Origin of the sequence: Sphingopyxis sp. JAI128, from assembly GCF_014207235.1 — a bacterium.
Taxonomy (GTDB): domain Bacteria; phylum Pseudomonadota; class Alphaproteobacteria; order Sphingomonadales; family Sphingomonadaceae; genus Sphingopyxis.
In genome coordinates this window covers 81367-97223 of record NZ_JACHDA010000008.1, presented here as the reverse complement: position 1 = coordinate 97223, position 15857 = coordinate 81367, and the positions used below count along the sequence as shown (strand labels likewise).

The 15857-nt window shown below is 67.9% G+C and carries 12 protein-coding genes; 2 read left to right on the top strand and 10 right to left on the bottom strand.

The window, feature by feature from the left end:
• Nucleotides 1-53: 53 nt before the first annotated feature.
• The 8 genes from HDC35_RS17435 to hutI form a co-directional block, all read right to left on the bottom strand.
• Nucleotides 54-1427 (bottom strand): efflux transporter outer membrane subunit, encoded by a 1374-nt coding sequence (locus tag HDC35_RS17435; protein ID WP_184648719.1) that lies wholly within the window; start codon nucleotides 1425-1427, stop codon nucleotides 54-56.
• Complete coding sequence (locus HDC35_RS17430; RefSeq protein ID WP_184648661.1) at nucleotides 1427-2623, bottom strand: HlyD family secretion protein; 1197 nt, start codon at nucleotides 2621-2623, stop codon at nucleotides 1427-1429. Before HDC35_RS17430 ends, HDC35_RS17435 begins: the two co-directional genes overlap by 1 nt.
• Nucleotide 2624: 1 nt before the next feature.
• On the bottom strand, nucleotides 2625-4301 hold the full coding sequence (locus HDC35_RS17425; protein ID WP_184648660.1) for an MFS transporter: 1677 nt from the start codon (nucleotides 4299-4301) through the stop codon (nucleotides 2625-2627).
• A gap of 116 nt (nucleotides 4302-4417) precedes the next feature.
• On the bottom strand, nucleotides 4418-5179 hold the full coding sequence (locus HDC35_RS17420; protein WP_184648659.1) for an amidase family protein: 762 nt from the start codon (nucleotides 5177-5179) through the stop codon (nucleotides 4418-4420).
• Complete coding sequence (gene hutU / locus HDC35_RS17415; RefSeq protein WP_184648658.1) at nucleotides 5176-6843, bottom strand: urocanate hydratase; 1668 nt, start codon at nucleotides 6841-6843, stop codon at nucleotides 5176-5178. Before hutU ends, HDC35_RS17420 begins: the two co-directional genes overlap by 4 nt.
• Nucleotides 6840-7643 (bottom strand): N-formylglutamate deformylase, encoded by an 804-nt coding sequence (gene hutG / locus HDC35_RS17410; protein ID WP_184648657.1) that lies wholly within the window; start codon nucleotides 7641-7643, stop codon nucleotides 6840-6842. Before hutG ends, hutU begins: the two co-directional genes overlap by 4 nt.
• Nucleotides 7643-9163, bottom strand: coding sequence for a histidine ammonia-lyase (gene hutH / locus HDC35_RS17405; RefSeq protein ID WP_184648656.1), 1521 nt, complete (start codon nucleotides 9161-9163; stop codon nucleotides 7643-7645). The genes hutG and hutH overlap by 1 nt, the downstream gene beginning before the upstream one ends.
• Nucleotides 9160-10371, bottom strand: coding sequence for an imidazolonepropionase (hutI, locus tag HDC35_RS17400; RefSeq protein ID WP_184648655.1), 1212 nt, complete (start codon nucleotides 10369-10371; stop codon nucleotides 9160-9162). The genes hutH and hutI overlap by 4 nt, the downstream gene beginning before the upstream one ends.
• Nucleotides 10372-10400: 29 nt before the next feature.
• Between hutI and HDC35_RS17395 the strand changes: the two genes are divergently transcribed.
• Complete coding sequence (locus HDC35_RS17395) at nucleotides 10401-11750, top strand: formimidoylglutamate deiminase (protein WP_184648718.1); 1350 nt, start codon at nucleotides 10401-10403, stop codon at nucleotides 11748-11750.
• On the top strand, nucleotides 11747-12439 hold the full coding sequence (locus tag HDC35_RS17390; RefSeq protein ID WP_184648654.1) for a UTRA domain-containing protein: 693 nt from the start codon (nucleotides 11747-11749) through the stop codon (nucleotides 12437-12439). Before HDC35_RS17395 ends, HDC35_RS17390 begins: the two co-directional genes overlap by 4 nt.
• Nucleotides 12440-12629: 190 nt before the next feature.
• Here the strand turns inward: HDC35_RS17390 and HDC35_RS17385 are convergent, their stop codons facing one another.
• The gene (locus HDC35_RS17385) at nucleotides 12630-13967 is read right to left on the bottom strand and encodes a sigma-54 dependent transcriptional regulator (protein ID WP_184648653.1); all 1338 of its coding nucleotides are present in this window, start codon (nucleotides 13965-13967) and stop codon (nucleotides 12630-12632) included.
• On the bottom strand, nucleotides 13964-15772 hold the full coding sequence (locus HDC35_RS17380) for an ATP-binding protein (protein WP_184648652.1): 1809 nt from the start codon (nucleotides 15770-15772) through the stop codon (nucleotides 13964-13966). The genes HDC35_RS17385 and HDC35_RS17380 overlap by 4 nt, the downstream gene beginning before the upstream one ends.
• Between the last annotated feature and the right edge of the window lie 85 nt (nucleotides 15773-15857).

The window sequence follows — 15857 nt, the reverse complement described above, 5'->3', positions numbered from 1 at the left end:
CTGTTTCGCCCTGTCGCCAAAGGCCGGTAGCGCGATCCTTGGTCCGACTGCAACTATCGCGAAGCGGTCCAGCCGCCGCCCATTGCCTGAAAGAGCTGGATGCGCGCCGACAGAGCTTCGGCGCGCAGCTGGATCAGCGACAGTTCGGCGCCGAGCAGGCCGCGCTGTGCATCGAGCTGTTCGAGATAGGGCGAATAGCCTTCGCGGTAGCGGTTGGTCGCGAGGCGCAACCCTTCGGCGAGCGCGTCGCGCTGCGACCGTGCGAACAGCATCTGCCGGTCGATCAGCCGGACCGCCGCCAGCGCGTCCTCGACCTCGCGGAACGCAGTAAGCGCCGTGCGCCGGTAGGCGAAGGCAGCCTGATCGCGCTGCGCGCCCGCGACATCGGCCTGCGCGGTCAGGCGCCCACCCTGGAAGATCGGGGCCAGGATGCTGCCGCCGACCGACCAGATCGTGACCGGATCGGCGAGCAGGGTCGAAAAGGCCGCGCCCGCCGCCGACGTCAGCCGCAATTGCGGCAGGAAACGCTTGCGCGCCGCGGCCAGGTTCCGGTCGGTCGCGGCGAGCTGATATTCGGCTTGCGCGACATCGGGGCGGCGGCGCAGCAGTTCGGACGGGAGGCCGTCGGGCACCGGCGGCACCGTCAGCGCGGCAAGCGTATCGCCCCGGCCGATCGCCCGCGGCGTATCGCCGACGAGCAGGCTGAGCGCGTCTTCGGTGCGTGCGATCGCGAGTTCGATCTGCGGTACGATCTGTGCCGTCGCGTCATATTCGGCCTGCGCCTGCTCGAGCTCGAGCTTTGGCGAATAGCCCGATCCGACGCGCGACTTCGCAATGCGCAGCGATTCCGCGCGTGCCTCCACGGTCGCGCGCGCGACCTCCAGCCGCGCGTCGAGGCCGCGGAGCGTGACATAATTGGCAGCCGCCGCCGCCGCGACCGAGAGCCGCACGGCGTCATGCGCAGCCTCGCTGGCGAAATACTGGTCGCGCGCCGCCGCCTTCTGGTCGTCGAGGCGACCGAACAGGTCGACTTCATAGGCGACCTGAACCTGCGGCTGCGCGAAATTCTGTTCGCCCGGCTGGCCGAAGGGATTGACCGATCGCGACCGCCCGCCGCCGAGCGTCGCGTCGATCGCCGGAAGCGTCTGGGCGCGGGCCAGCGCGACATTGGCGCGCGCTTCGCGCACGCGTGCGGCGGCGACGCCGATATCGCTGTTGTTGGCGAGCGCGCGTTCGACCAGCGCCGCGAGCGCGGGGTCGCCGAACGCCCGCCACCAGTCGCGTTCGAGCGTTGCGGTCGGTCCGGCGGCGGTGCGCCACGCCACTGGCGGTGCGACGGGCGCCACCGCGGTTGTCGCGACGTGCGGACCGGCGCAGGCGGCGAGGGGGATGGCCAGCAACGAGGCCAGCGCCGGATTGCGCCGCATCACCGCCGCGGTCCGCTGTTCGTATCGACATGGGCCTCGACCGACATGCCGGGGCGCAGCCGTCTTGCCAGCGGCTGCTTCGGGTCGATGGCGATCCGCACTGCGATCCGCTGCGCGACCTTGACGAAATTGCCCGTCGCATTGTCGGCTTTCAGCACCGCGAATTCCGACCCCGCCGCCGGCGAGAGATTTTCGATCCGCCCGGTCAGTTCGGCGCCGCCCAGCGCATCGACGCTGAACCGCGCGCGCTGTCCGACCGCCATCTTGCCCGTCTGTGCTTCCTTGAAATTGGCGATCACCCAGACATTGTGCGGGACGACCGACAGCAACTGCGTGCCGGCGCTGACATAGGCGCCCTGCCGCACCCCGATTTCGGACAATTGGCCGTCGGTGGGGGCCCTGATGACGGTGTTGTCGAGATCGATCTGCGCGAGGCGGAGCTGCGCCTTGGCGGCGGCCACCGAGGCTTCGAGCCCGGCGCGTCCGACGACGACGGTGCGCACGTCCTGCGTGCCGATCGCACGGCTGGCGCGCGCCTGTTGCAGTGCCGCCTGCGCGGCGAGCAGCGCCGCGCGCGTCTGGTCGAACTCGCGGGTCGAGATCGATCCGTCGGCGACAAGCTTGCGGGCCCGGCGCATGTCGGCTTCGGCGCGCGTGAGTTGCGCCTGTGCATTGGCGACGCCAGCGTCTTGGCTGTTCGTCGCGACCTCGCGCGAACGCTGCGCCTGCGCCGAATTGGCGAGCGAGGCTTGCTGCGCCGCGACATTGGCTTCGGCCTGCGCGACGCGCGCGCGATAGATGCGGTCGTCGATCGTCGCGAGGACCTGTCCCGCCTTCACTTCGGCAAAATCCTGGACGGGCACGCTGGTGACATAGCCGCTGACCTGCGGGCTGATGACGGTCACGCGGCCGCGGACATAGGCATTATCCGTGCGCTCCGCGCCGCCGGCGAAGGGCGGCAGCTTCCACGCAAACAGCACCGCCAGGACCGCGACGAGTGCGATCGCGACGATCGCGATGACGGTGGTTTTCTTCTTTTCGGGCGGCCGCCACGACGAGGGCGGGGGATCGACCTGCGGGTCGGGTTCAGGCTCGGCAGGCGTTGCCTCGGCCGCCGGGGCGCCGGCCGCGACGGGATCGGCCGGCAGGGGCGCGCTGTCCTTTTCGGGCGGCATATCTGCCTTTTCGTCGTTCATCTCATTGCCCCTGTTTCATATTTGTCTGCGCCTGCGCCTGCGCCTGGAGTCGCTGGACCAGCATCAGCACCGGCGACGGCTCGCCTCGCCGCCGGATCGACCAGCTTATGACGAAGCCCCAGATCGCCGTCAGGATGGCAAGCACGCCGACGAGCAGGAAAACATCGTTATACGCCAGTATATTGGCCTCGCGCGTGGTTTGCCGGCTGAGCAGCGCAGCGCCCTGGGCATTGCGCAGCACGGGATCGCCGACCGTGCCGGCGACCGCCCGGCTGCCCGCGCCGAGGCGCGCGGCGACGATTGGATCGGTCGCCACGATCTCCTGCACCAGTTCGTGCGAATGATATTTCTCGCGCACCACCTGAAAGGTGCCGAGCAGCGTTCCGCCGGCGAGCCCGCCGATGCTCTGGCTCATACTGAAGATCACGACGAAGCTGATGAAATTCTTGCCCCCAGCCAGCAAGGTCCGCGCGATGCCGATGACCATCGCCTGCGCAAGGAAGAGCAGGGAGGCGAAGCCGATCAGCGCCTGGCTGAGATAGAATTGGGCGGGCCGTGTGAGATTGTTCGAATTCGCGTCCATGAACGACCCGATGACGATAAGGATCACCGCGGCGAGGATCGGACGCGTCAGCTTGTCGGGGCGAAAGGTCAGAACCGCGGTGGCAAGCCCCGCGATCGATGCGAACACCACGATCAGGTTGAGGGTGACCATCTGGTCGTTGATCATCCCGACGGCGCTCAGGAAACCGACCGAACCGAATGCCTGTTCGGACAGCAGGATGCGCACCGATGCCGCCACCGCGATCAGGCGCAACATCTCGCGCGTGCCAAGCCAGCGCGTGTTGATCAGCGGGTTTCGGCGATGATGCTCGACGAGGAGGGCGGCGGCGATCAGTGCAATGCTGGCGGCGAGCGACCAGCCGATCCACGCTCGTTCGGTCCACCACTGGATTCGCCCCTGCGACAGGACCGCGATCAGCAGCCACAGTCCGGGTGCGAACAGCGCGAAGGTCAGGAAGTCGAGGGGCTCGAACACTTTTTCGCGTTCGCTCGGCGGAAGCGGCTGCGCCCAGACCGCCGCCAGTGTCGCGAGCGCGAGCCCGAATTCGAACCAGTATAGATTGTGCCAGTCGCCCCATATCAGCAGCCCCGGCGACAGTACGCGCGCGAGCGGGGTTGCGATCTGCGGGATGCAGATGCCGATCATCACTGCGGCAAGCCGTTTGGGCGCGGGAAGCGCCTGAAAGAAATAGAGGATGGTGAGCGTCGACAGGCCGCTCGCGGCGATCCCGCTCATTGCCCGTACCGCGACCGAGGTCCAGAAATCGTGGATGAACAGGTGCATCAGCGCCGTCACCGCATAGGCGACCAACGTGTAGCGGATGAACGGCTGGAGCCCGAACTGCTGGCGATATTTGACGAGCAGCAGGTTGGCGGTGACGTTGGTCATGAAATAGGCGGCGGTGAGCCACGCCGCCTCGTCGCTGTCGAGCCCGAGCGTGCCTTGCGCGAAATTGAGATTGACCGTGACGAGCGCATTGCCCAGCCCGCCGGTGATCCCGATCAGGCAGCCGATCAGGAAATGGCGCACCATACGCGACGGCGGATGATCGGGGTTCGCCGGCGACCCCGGCAGCGTCGGCCGTTCGTGCGGTTTGAAGACATAGTCCGCCATCGCGCGTCAGCCCCGGCCGGCAATCATGCGGTCACCGATGGACAGGCGCGGCCGTCGTCGGGAGTCGGCTTGATGAACATGCCGCCGCCATAGCGCATCGTTCGCGCGCGCGCAGCCTATTCGATAGGTGTGAACGGCTTTGCGCAGGGCATAGTTCGGTGGCGGTCGCACGGTTTCGCGGAGGGGAAGCAACTGAAAACAAGCCATCTTGAATTATCGGCGATAGCGGCCCATCTTCGCTTCATCGTCAACAAGCGAAAGGAGGTGGTCGAATGTCTCATTGTCACACGCCGCATGCGGCAGGATCGAGCATGACCGTCTTCGCGGGGGCCATGCCCGGCTAAGCCGCCCGCGTGCAGCAGGACAATGGAAGGGCCGTCCCCGCGGGGGCGGCCCTTTGTCGTTTCGGCGCAATCGGCGTCAATCGTCGCCGACCCACAGCGGCGGGGTGTGCCGCCACCATCGGGTCGCCGTTTCGAGCTGATAGGCGAGCGCCAGCAGCAGCGCCTCGCCCCCGGGGCTTGTCGCGAACTGGATGCCCACCGGCAGCCGTTGTCGCTGAAGCCCATCGGCGGCGTGATCGCGGGCGTGCCGGCGAAATTGTCGATCCAGCAATAGCCGGCATAGTCGATCAGCGTGTCACGCTGGTCGGGCCAGGCGACGTCGGGGCCGAACACCCCGATGCGCGGTATTTCGGCGCCGAGCGTCGGGGTCATCCAGATGTCGATCGCGTCCAGCCGTTCGAGATAGGCCGCGACCAGCCTTTCCATCGAGGCCCAGGCCGCGGCGAGACGCGCATCGTCGATCGCGGCGCCGGCGGCGATCAGCGTAGCCGAGCGATGTTCGAGATCGGCCGCCGCGACCGAAATCCCGCTCACCGCGTGAGCGAGGGGAGGTCGAGACCTTTCTCGCGCGCGCAGTCGATCGCGATGTCGTAACCCGCGTCGGCGTGGCGCATGACGCCGGTGCCCGGGTCGTTCCACAGAACGCGCTCGAGGCGCTTCGCCGCTTCGGACGTGCCGTCGGCGACGATCACCATGCCGCTGTGCTGCGAATAGCCCATGCCGACCCCGCCGCCATGGTGCAGCGACACCCAGGTCGCGCCCGAGGCGGTGTTGAGCAGCGCGTTGAGCAATGGCCAGTCGCTGACCGCATCCGACCCGTCGCGCATCGCCTCGGTCTCGCGGTTGGGCGAGGCGACGGAGCCTGAATCGAGATGGTCGCGGCCGATGACGACGGGGGCTTTCAATTCGCCCGACGCGACCATCTCGTTGAAGGCGAGCCCCAGCCGGTGGCGGTCGCCGAGCCCGACCCAGCAGATGCGCGCGGGCAGCCCCTGGAACCGGATTTTCTCGCGCGCCATGTCGAGCCAGTTGTGGAGATGCTTGTTGTCGGGCAGCAGTTCCTTCACCTTGGCGTCGGTTTTGTAAATGTCCTCGGGATCGCCCGACAGCGCCGCCCAGCGGAACGGCCCGATGCCGCGGCAGAAGAGCGGGCGGACATAGGCGGGGACGAAGCCGGGGAAGTCGAAGGCGTTTTCGACGCCTTCGTCCTTCGCCATCTGGCGGATATTGTTGCCATAGTCGGTCGTCGGCACGCCCGCTGCCTGCAGGTCGAGCATCGCCTGCACATGCACCGCCATCGACGCCTTGGCGGCTTTCGCGACCCCTGCCGGATCGCTCTCGCGCTTTGCGAACCATTGATCGAGCGTCCATCCCGCCGGTAGATAGCCGTTGACCGGGTCGTGCGCCGACGTCTGGTCGGTAAGCAGGTCGGGGCGGATGCCGCGCCGGACCATTTCGGGCAGCACCTCGGCGGCGTTGCCGAGCAGGCCGACCGATACCGGCTTGCCCTCGGCATGGCTTGCTTCGATTATCGCGATCGCTTCGTCGATGCTCGATGCTTGCTTGTCGAGGTAGCCGGTGCGCAGGCGCATTTCGATGCGGCTCGGCTGGCATTCGATCGCGAGGCAGCTCGCGCCCGCCATCACCGCCGCCAGCGGCTGCGCGCCGCCCATGCCGCCAAGTCCGGCGGTGAGCAGCCAGCGGCCCGACAGGTTGCCGCCATAATGCTGGCGCCCCATTTCGACGAAGGTTTCGTACGTGCCCTGAACGATGCCCTGGCTGCCGATATAGATCCAGCTCCCGGCCGTCATCTGGCCGTACATCATCAGGCCCTTTTTATCGAGTTCCCCGAAATGCTCCCAATTCGCCCATTGGGGGACGAGGTTGGAATTCGCCAGCAGCACGCGCGGTGCATTCTCATGGGTGCGGAAGACGCCGACCGGCTTGCCCGACTGGATCAGCAAGGTCTCGTCGCCTTCGAGCCGTTTCAGCGTTTCGACGATCTTGTCGTAGCTTTCCCAGTCGCGCGCGGCGCGGCCGATGCCGCCATAGACCACCAACTCGTGCGGCGCTTCGGCAACGTCGGGGTGAAGGTTGTTCATCAGCATCCGCATCGGCGCTTCGGTGAGCCAGCTCTTCGCGCTGATCTCGGGGCCGGTCGCCGGGCGGATCACGCGGCTGTTGTCGAGACGGGTCATTTACGTCCTTTCGCAAAATCGAGAGCCGCGGCGATCACTTGCTCCAGCACGGGTCGGATCGCGGGGTTCGGGTCGAGGGGGGCGGGCCAGTTGGCGTGGGTGATCGTATCGGGTTCGGCCATATAGCCGCGCTGCGCGAGCTCCATCTGGATCGCGTGGATGCCGTCGTCGGGGCGACCATAGTGGCGCGTCGTCCAGCCGCCCTTGAAGCGGCCGTTGACGACATGGCTATATCCGCTGGCGCCGCAGATGTTCGCGACGATCGTTTCCAGTTCAGGCGCGCATGTCGCGCTGTCGTTGGTGCCGATGTTGAATTGCGGCAGTTCGCCGTCGAACAGGCGCGAGACATGGCTGCGGATCGAATGCGCGTCGTAGAGGACGACGCGGCCGTGCGCGGTTTTCAGGCGGTCGAGTTCGGCGGCCAGCGCGTCGTGATAGGGGCGGTGATAGAGGTTGAGCCGCTGCATGGTTTCCGCTTCGTCGGGCAGGTCGAAGCGGTAGAGCGGTTCGCCGTCGAAGGTCGTCGTCGGGCAGAGTTCGGTCGTCGCTTGCCCGGGATAGAGCGATGCGCCCGACGGATCGCGGTTCATGTCGATCACGCTGCGCGAGATGTCGGTTGCGACCAATGTCGCGCCAAGATTGGCGGCGAAGGCATAGAGGTCGGCGATCCACCAGTCGGTGTCGATCTGTGCGTGCCAGGGCGAGACGAATTGCGCCTCCAGCCCCGCGAGGTCGGTTCCGCCGTGCGGAAAGGCGATGACGAGCGGCGCGTCGCCGCGATGGACGCGCAGCCAGTCCATCAGCCGACGCCCGGCAGGCCGGCGGGCACGGCGACGACGAGGCTGCCGGTGCGGATCAGTGCCGTCGCGGCCTCCATGTCGGGGTGGAAATGCCGGTCGTCTTCCAGCGTCGGCACGGCAGCGCGGAGATGCTTGTGCGCAGCCTCCAGCGCGTCGCTCGATTTGAGCGGCGCGTGGAAATCGACCCCTTGGCACGCGGCGAGCAGTTCGATACCGATCACCGCACTCGCATTGTCGGCCATGTCGAGCAGGCGGCGCGCGCCGTGGGCGGCCATCGACACATGATCTTCCTGATTGGCCGAGGTCGGGATCGAGTCGACACTCGCCGGATAGGCGCGCTGCTTGTTCTCGCTGACGAGCGCGGCGGCGGTGACCTGCGGGATCATGAAGCCCGAGTTGAGCCCGGGGCGCGGGGTCAGGAAGGCGGGCAGGCCCGAGAGCGCCGGATCGACCAGCATCGCGATGCGGCGCTCGGCAATCGAACCGATCTCGCACAGCGCCATCGCGATCATGTCGGCGGCGAAGGCGACCGGTTCGGCATGGAAATTGCCGCCCGACAGCGCCTCGTCGGTGTCGGCGAAAATCAGCGGGTTGTCCGACACGCCATTGGCTTCGATGCCGAGCGTCGTTCCCGCCTGCCGCAAGAGATCGAGCGCGGCGCCCATCACCTGCGGCTGGCAGCGCAGGCAATAGGGGTCCTGCACGCGTGGATCGTTGAACGCGTGCGACGCGCGGATCGCCGATCCCGCCATCAACCCGCGCAGCGCATCGCCGACCTCGCGTTGCCCCGCATGGCCGCGCAGCGCATGGATGCGCGGATCGAAGGGTACGTCCGAGCCTTTCGCTGCTTCGGTCGACAGCGCCCCGGTGATCAGCGCCGAACGAAAAACGGTCTCGGCGCGGAAGAGGCCGGCGAGCGCATTGGCGGTCGAGAATTGCGTGCCGTTGAGGAGCGCGAGGCCTTCCTTGGGGCCGAGCTCGAGGGGGACGAGCCCCGCCTGCGCGAGCGCGTCGGCGGCGGGCAGCGTCTTGCCGTCAACCTCGATTTCGCCGACGCCGATCATCGCCGCCGCCATGTGCGACAGCGGCGCGAGGTCGCCGCTCGCGCCGACCGATCCTTGCGATGGGACGACGGGGGTGAGGCCCTTGGCGAGCATCGCCTCGAGCATCGCAACCGTCTCGCGCCGGACGCCCGATGCCCCCATGCCGAAGCTCGCGAGCTTCAGCGCCATCATCAATCGCACGATTTTCGCCGGCGACGGCGCCCCGGTACCCGCGGCATGGCTCAGCACGATATTGCGCTGGAGCGTCGCCAGATCGTCGTCGGCGATCCGCACGCTCGCGAGCTTTCCGAAGCCGGTGTTGATGCCATAGACGGGCGCGCCCTTTGCGACGATCCGCGCGACCGCGGCGGCGCTCGCATCGATCGCGGTCCAGGCACCGTCGCTCAATTCGGCGCTCGCGCCCTCATGGATTTCGCGCCAGTCGGCGAGCGAAATATGCCCGGGCTCGATGATCATTGTCCGTCCTTGATACGTTGGTGAAGCGGGTTGAAGCCGATGCGGTAGACCAGCTCGGCGGGATCGCCGACGTCCCAGATCGCGAGGTCGCACGCCTTGCCGGGTTCGAGCGTGCCGATCTCGCCGCTGAGTCCAAGCGCGGCGGCGGCGTTGACCGTCACCCCGCGCAGGGCCTCGACCACGGTCAGCCCGAACAAGGTCGCGCCCATGTTGAGCATCAGCAGCAGCGAGGTGGTCGGCGAAGTGCCGGGGTTGTTGTCGGTCGCGAGGGCGATGCGCGTCCCGTGGCGGCGCATCGCGCCTACCGGCGGCAGCTTCGTCTCGCGCATGAAATAATAGGCGCCGGGCAGCAGTACCGCGACGGTGCCCGCCGCGGCCATCGCGCGGACGTCGTCGTCGGTCGCATGTTCGAGATGGTCGGCCGACAGCGCGCCGTGGCTCGCGGCGAGCGCGCTGCCGCTTAGTGCCGACAGTTGCTCGGCGTGGAGCTTGACCGCGAGGCCGTGCGCCTGCGCGGCTTCGATCACGCGCGCGCATTGCGCGGGCGAAAAGCCGATGCCTTCGCAAAATGCGTCGACCGCGCTCGCGAGGGGCGCGGCGGCAGGGATCATTTCATCCACCACAAGGCCGATATAGGCGTCGCTGTCGCCCTTATATTCGGGGGGCAGCGCGTGCGCGCCGAGGAAGGTCGGCTCGACGCGAATATTGCGGTGTCCAGCGAGCGCGCGCGCGGCGCGAAGCATTTTGAGTTCGTCGTCGGTCGACAGGCCGTAACCCGACTTGATCTCGATCGTCGTCACCCCTTCGGCGATCAGGGCGTCAAGGCGGGGGAGCGCGCTGGCAACCAGCTCTTCCTCGCTCGCCGCGCGCGTCGCGCGCATCGTCGACACGATGCCGCCACCGGCGCGGGCGATCTCCTCGTAGCTCGCGCCTTGCAGCCGCATCGCCCATTCGTTCGCGCGATTGCCGCCGTGGACGAGGTGGGTGTGGCAATCGATCAGCCCCGGCGTAATCAGGCGGCCCTCGCAGTCATGGATAGATCCTGCGGCCACAGGCGCGCCGCTCGCCGGACCTGCGTAGGTGATCCGGCCCTCGTCCGCGACCACCACGCCATCGTCGATCAGGCCGAGCGCGTCGTCGGCCATCGTTGCGAGTCGGGCGTTCGTCCAGCGTTGCTCCATCTGGACAGTCTCGCGCCGGTGCGTCATTATGTCTAGACATAATATGAGGACGGATGATGGTTTCGCTCTGGTTCGAACGCGCGTGGATCGACGATCGCTGGGAAAGGAAGGTGCGGCTGCGCATCGCGGACGGCCGCATCGCGTCGGTCGAAACGGGCGTCGCGGCAGGCGCCGGGGACGAGCGCCATCGCGTGTGCCTTCCCGGTCTCTGCAACGTCCACAGCCACGGTTTCCAGCGCGGTATGGCCGGGCTTTCGGAGCGCCGCAGCCGGCCCGATGACAATTTCTGGAGCTGGCGCGAGATCATGTACCGCTTCCTCGACCGGCTGACGCCCGAGGATGTAGCGTCGATCACCGCGCAGGCCTATGCCGAGATGCTCGAAACGGGCTTCACGCGCGTCGGCGAATTCCATTATCTCCACCACGACCCCGCGGGCGCGGTCTATGCCGACCCGGCCGAAATGGCGGGTGCGATCGCGGCGGCGAGCGACACGACCGGAATCGGCCTGACGTTGCTTCCCGTATTCTACGCGCACGGCAATTTCGGCGCGGCGCCGCCAAGCCCCGGACAGCGGCGGTTCCTGAACGATATCGACGGTTTCGCCGCGTTGCTCGACGCATCGCGGCCCAAGCTGCCCGGCGATGCGAATATCGGCGTCGCCCCGCACTCGCTCCGCGCGGTGACCCCCGACGAACTGGCGGCGCTGCTGCAATTATCGCCCGCGGGCCCGGTCCATATCCACGCCGCCGAACAGGTGAAGGAGGTTGCCGACTGCGTCGCTTGGAGCGGCGCCAGGCCGGTCGAGTGGTTGCTCGATAATGCCGGGGTCGACGAACGCTGGTGCCTGATCCACTCGACGCATCTCGACGACCGCGAAGTGCCCCGCCTCGCCGCGAGCGGTGCGGTCGCCGGGCTCTGTCCGGTTACCGAAGCCAATCTCGGCGACGGTATTTTCCCGGCCGTCGAATATTTCGCCGCGAACGGTCGCTTCGGGGTCGGCACCGACAGCAATATCCTCGTCGATGCCGCGCAGGAACTGCGCGCGCTCGAATATTCGCAGCGGCTGGCGCATCGCGCGCGGGCCTTGCTGGCGAGCGAGGCGGCGCCCTTTGCCGGCGCCCATCTCTTTGCGCGCGCGCTGCACGGCGGCGCGCAGGCGCTCGGTGTACGCACAGGGCTCGCCGTCGGGAATCCGGCCGACATCGTCTCGCTCGACCTCGATCACCCGGCCTTTGCCGGCACCGACGATGCGACTTTGCTCGACCGCTGGATTTTCGCCGCGCGCGCGGGCGCGATCGACTGTGTTTGGCGCGCGGGCATCAAGCGCGTCGCGGCGGGCCGCCACGTCGACGGCGATGCGATCGCTCAGGCCTATCGCGCCTGCGTCGCGCGCATCCTCGCATGACCCCCGCGCGGCGTATCCGCGACGAGATCGCCGGGCGGATCCGTTCGGGCGCGTGGCGGCCGGGGCACCGAATCCCGACCGAACAGGAATTGGCGGCGCAGTACGGCTGCGCCCGTGCGACGGTGAGCAAGGCGCTCGGCGAACTTGCAGCGTCGGGGCTGATCGAGCGCCGCCGCAAGGCGGGGTCGTTCGTCGCGCACCCGCCCGTCCATTCGGCGGTGATGACCGTCCCCGACCTTGCCGAACTGATCGCGGCGCGCGGCGAGGATTATCGCTGGCAGGCGCTGTCGGTCGAACCGGCAAGCCAAGGTGACGGCGCGATTCCCGGCCCGGCGCTGTGCGTCGCCGGCCTCCATTTGGCGGCGAACGAACCCTTCGCGCTCGAACGACGGCTGATCTCGCTTGCCGAGGTGCCCGACGCGGGCGATGTCGACTTCGGCCGCGAAGCGCCCGGGACCTGGCTGCTCGCGCATATCCCCTGGACCGAGGTGCGGCACGTGATCCGCGCGGTATCGCCGACGCGCCGGGAAGCGGCGTTGCTCGGGGCCGGCGGGGCGATGGCGTGCCTCGAACTCGATCGCACGACCTGGCGGAGCGGGCGGGTCGTAACGCACGTCCGGCAATTGTTCCGCGGCGATCGCTTCGACCTGGTCGCCGAATTCAAGGCCGGGGTTCCGGGCGAGGGGTGACCGGCCGAGGACAAAGATCCTTCCGGTGCCGCAGGCATGGGGAGGAGGACCGTCGCCGTAGGCGATGGTGGAGGGGCGGCAACCTCGCGTCATGAGCCCCTCCGTCGGCGCTTCGCGCTGCCACCTCCCCATCGCGGCGCGACAGGGAGGATGAAGGGCATTTTTCGGCCGCTTTCCGCCGCCCACGATTTTACCCCCGGAACAGCTTCGGGTCGATCCGGTGGCGCTGCATCTTGTCGTAGAGCGTCTTTCGCGGGACGCCGAGCCGCGCCATCGTTTCGGCGATATTGCCCTGCGTCTGCGTCAGCGTGTCCTGGATTATCGTCGCTTCGAACCGGCGGAGACGTTCGGACAGCGGTGCCTCGCCGGCTATCGGCGACAAGCCGGGATCCGACGGCAGGTCGAGTACGACGCTGTAAGCGAAGTTCTTGAGTTCGCGGACATTGCCCGGCCAGTCGTGCTCGACAAGGTGACGGCGCACGCTGTCGTCGATCTGGAAGCCCCTGAGCCCCATTTTTGCCGCCGCTTCGTCGAGGAAATAGGCGAAGGTCTGCGGAATGTCCGGGCGCCGCTCGCGCAGCGGCGGGATGCGCAGCTTCACGACATGGAGGCGGTAATAAAGATCCTCGCGGAAGGCGCCGGCGCGCACCGCGTCCATCAGGTCGGTCTTCGTCGCCGCGACGACCCGCAGGTCGACGGGCTCGGGGGCGGCGGCGCCGATCGGCTGGACTTCGCGTTCCTCGATCACGCGGAGCAGTTTCGCCTGCACCGCGGGGTGCATCGTGTCGATCTCGTCGAGGAACAGGGTGCCGCGATGCGCGCTGCGGATGCGTCCGGCCTGGCCCAGCTTGCCCGTCGTACGGTCGACATGGTCGCTTCCGAACAGCTCGGCCTCGGCCAGTTCCTGCGGCAGCGCGGCGCAATTCACCGCGACGAGCGACGCGGCGCTGCGCCGGCTCTGGCGGTGCAGCATATGCGCGACCAGTTCCTTGCCCGTGCCCGTTTCGCCTTCTATCAGGACGTCGATGTCGGCCTGCGCCAGCTGCGCGATCGTCTCGCGCAGTCGCAGCATCGCGGGGCTTTCGCCGATCAACGGGCTGTCGATCGCCGCGGCCGCCGCGGTCAATCGGCGGTTGTCGAGGATCAGCGCGCGGTGCGCGAGCGCGCGGCGCGCGGCGCCGACCAGATGGTCCGCGGCAAAGGGCTTGGCAAGGAAATCGAACGCGCCGTCGTGCAGCGCGCGGACCGCCATCGCGACATCGGCGTGGCCGGTGATCAGGATGACGGGAATGCCGGGGTCGATGGCGTGGATCGCCGCGCGCAGTTCGAGCCCGTCCATGCCGGGCATCCGGATATCGGTGACGATCACCCCCGAAAAATCGGCATCGATCCGGGGCAGGACCCTCTGCGCATCGGGGAAAGCCTCGACCGCCAGCCCCGCAAGATCGAGAGTCTGGACATTCGCCTCGCGCAGCGCCGCGTCGTCGTCGACGAAAAAGATAGGCTGATCGCCGGTAAAAAAGCTCATGCGGGCCTCAGCGTCAGACGGAACCCCGCGCCGCCGAGCGGCGAGGGGATGAGCGTCAGCGTGCCGCCGAACTCGCCCATGATGTCGCTCGCGATTGCGAGCCCCAGTCCCAGCCCGTCGGGGCGGCCGGTGATGAAAGGCGTAAACAGTTGCGGCAACAGGTCGGCGGCGATGCCGGGGCCATTGTCGCAAATGTCGATGAACACCGGATCGCGGCCATGGACGCGGAGATCGATCCGCGACGCGTCGCGCCCCTGCAAGGCGTCGGCGGCGTTCTGGAGCAGGTTGACCAGGACCTGTTCCAGCCGGATGCGGTCGGCATGGACGGACAGGCCCGGATCGTCGATCGCGATGTCGAGCGCGATCCCCTGCGCGCGAAGCCGGTCGCCGACCAGCAGGTTGGTGCCTTCGATCGCCGATTGCAGCGCTACCGGGCCGAGCGGCGTCGGCTTGCGCCGGGCAAAATTGCGCAGTTCGTTGGTGATTGCACCGACGCGCGCGGTCAGGTCGACGATATGCTCCAGATTGCCGCGCGCCTTGTCGGGCTGGGCGCGCTCCAGGTAGCGCAGGCTGTTTTCGGCGAAGGTGCGGATCGCGGCGAGCGGCTGGTTGATCTCATGCGCCACCCCGGCGGTGATCTGGCCGATCGACCCGAGCCGGCTCGCCTGCGCCAGTTCCTCGCGCGCGGCGCGATAGCGGCGGTCGGCTTCGGCCTGTCGTTCGGCCGCCTGTTGCAATTCGGCATTGGCGCCGCGCAGCTCCTGCGTTCGCGCCGCGACCTCGCGTTCGAGCGCAACGTGCGCCGCCTGGCGAAGCGCCTGCCGTTCGACGAGGCGCAGCAGCGCGAGGATCGCCGCGCCGACAAGGATCAGCAGGATCAGGAAAAGCACGCGCGCGGTGGCGTTGGCGCCATCGCGTGCAGGCTGCGCGGGCTGCAGGACGTGGAGCCGGCTGCCGGGAAGCGACACGCGCTGGGCGGCCTGGCGATAGAGCGTCGCGCTACCCCCGTCGGCAATGCGCACGTCGCCGTCGGCCTGCCGGGTTGAAAGCGGCGCCAGCGGCGCGTCGCCATAGCTTCGCGTCCCGCGCAACCGTTGCTGCGCGGCGGGCGAGATCGGGCCGAACGACCGGAAGCGCCAGCCGGGCTCGCTGGTCATGATGACGATCCCTGCATCGTCGGTAACGAGCGTCGTCGCCGGGGAATCGCTCCATTTGGCCTCGAGCTTGTCGAACTCGACCTTGACCACGATCACGCCGAGCGCGCGCCCGTCGGCGGCGACTCGGCGCGCGAGGAACAGGCCGGGGCGGCCGCTGACGGTGCCCAGCGCGAACAGTTCGGCTTCGCCGCGCTGCATCGCGCCGCGAAAATAGGGGCGGAAACGGTAATTCTGACCGACGAAACTGGTCGGCGCCTGCCAGTTGCTCGCGGCGATCGTCGTGCCGTCGGCGCCGATGACATAGATCACCGCCGCATCGGTACGCCCCGCAAGCTGCTCCAGTTCACGGTCGAGCCGCCGCGATGCCGCAGCGCTCTTGTCCGCCAGCGCCAGGCGGACATCGGGAAATTCGGTGAGCACGCGGGGCAGCAACCGGAATTTCTGAAGCTCGCTTTCGAGCAGGCTGGCATGCGCGCGCGCATTCTGCCGTGCGTCGGCGTCGGCGCGGGTCCGCGCATGTCCGGCCGCCCATTGGGAAAGGCCCAGCGCGGCGACGAGCAGGATCAGCGCCCCGGCGATCGCCGCGAACAGCAGCCGCCGCCGGTCGAGCCGGGGCAGGTCATGGCGCGAATCGGGAAGCGATACCATGTGCGGATTATTGCACAGTTTTGCAGACCTCTATGCGGAATTTCACACATTTTCCGACGACTTTTCATCGTCTTGATGATAAAAT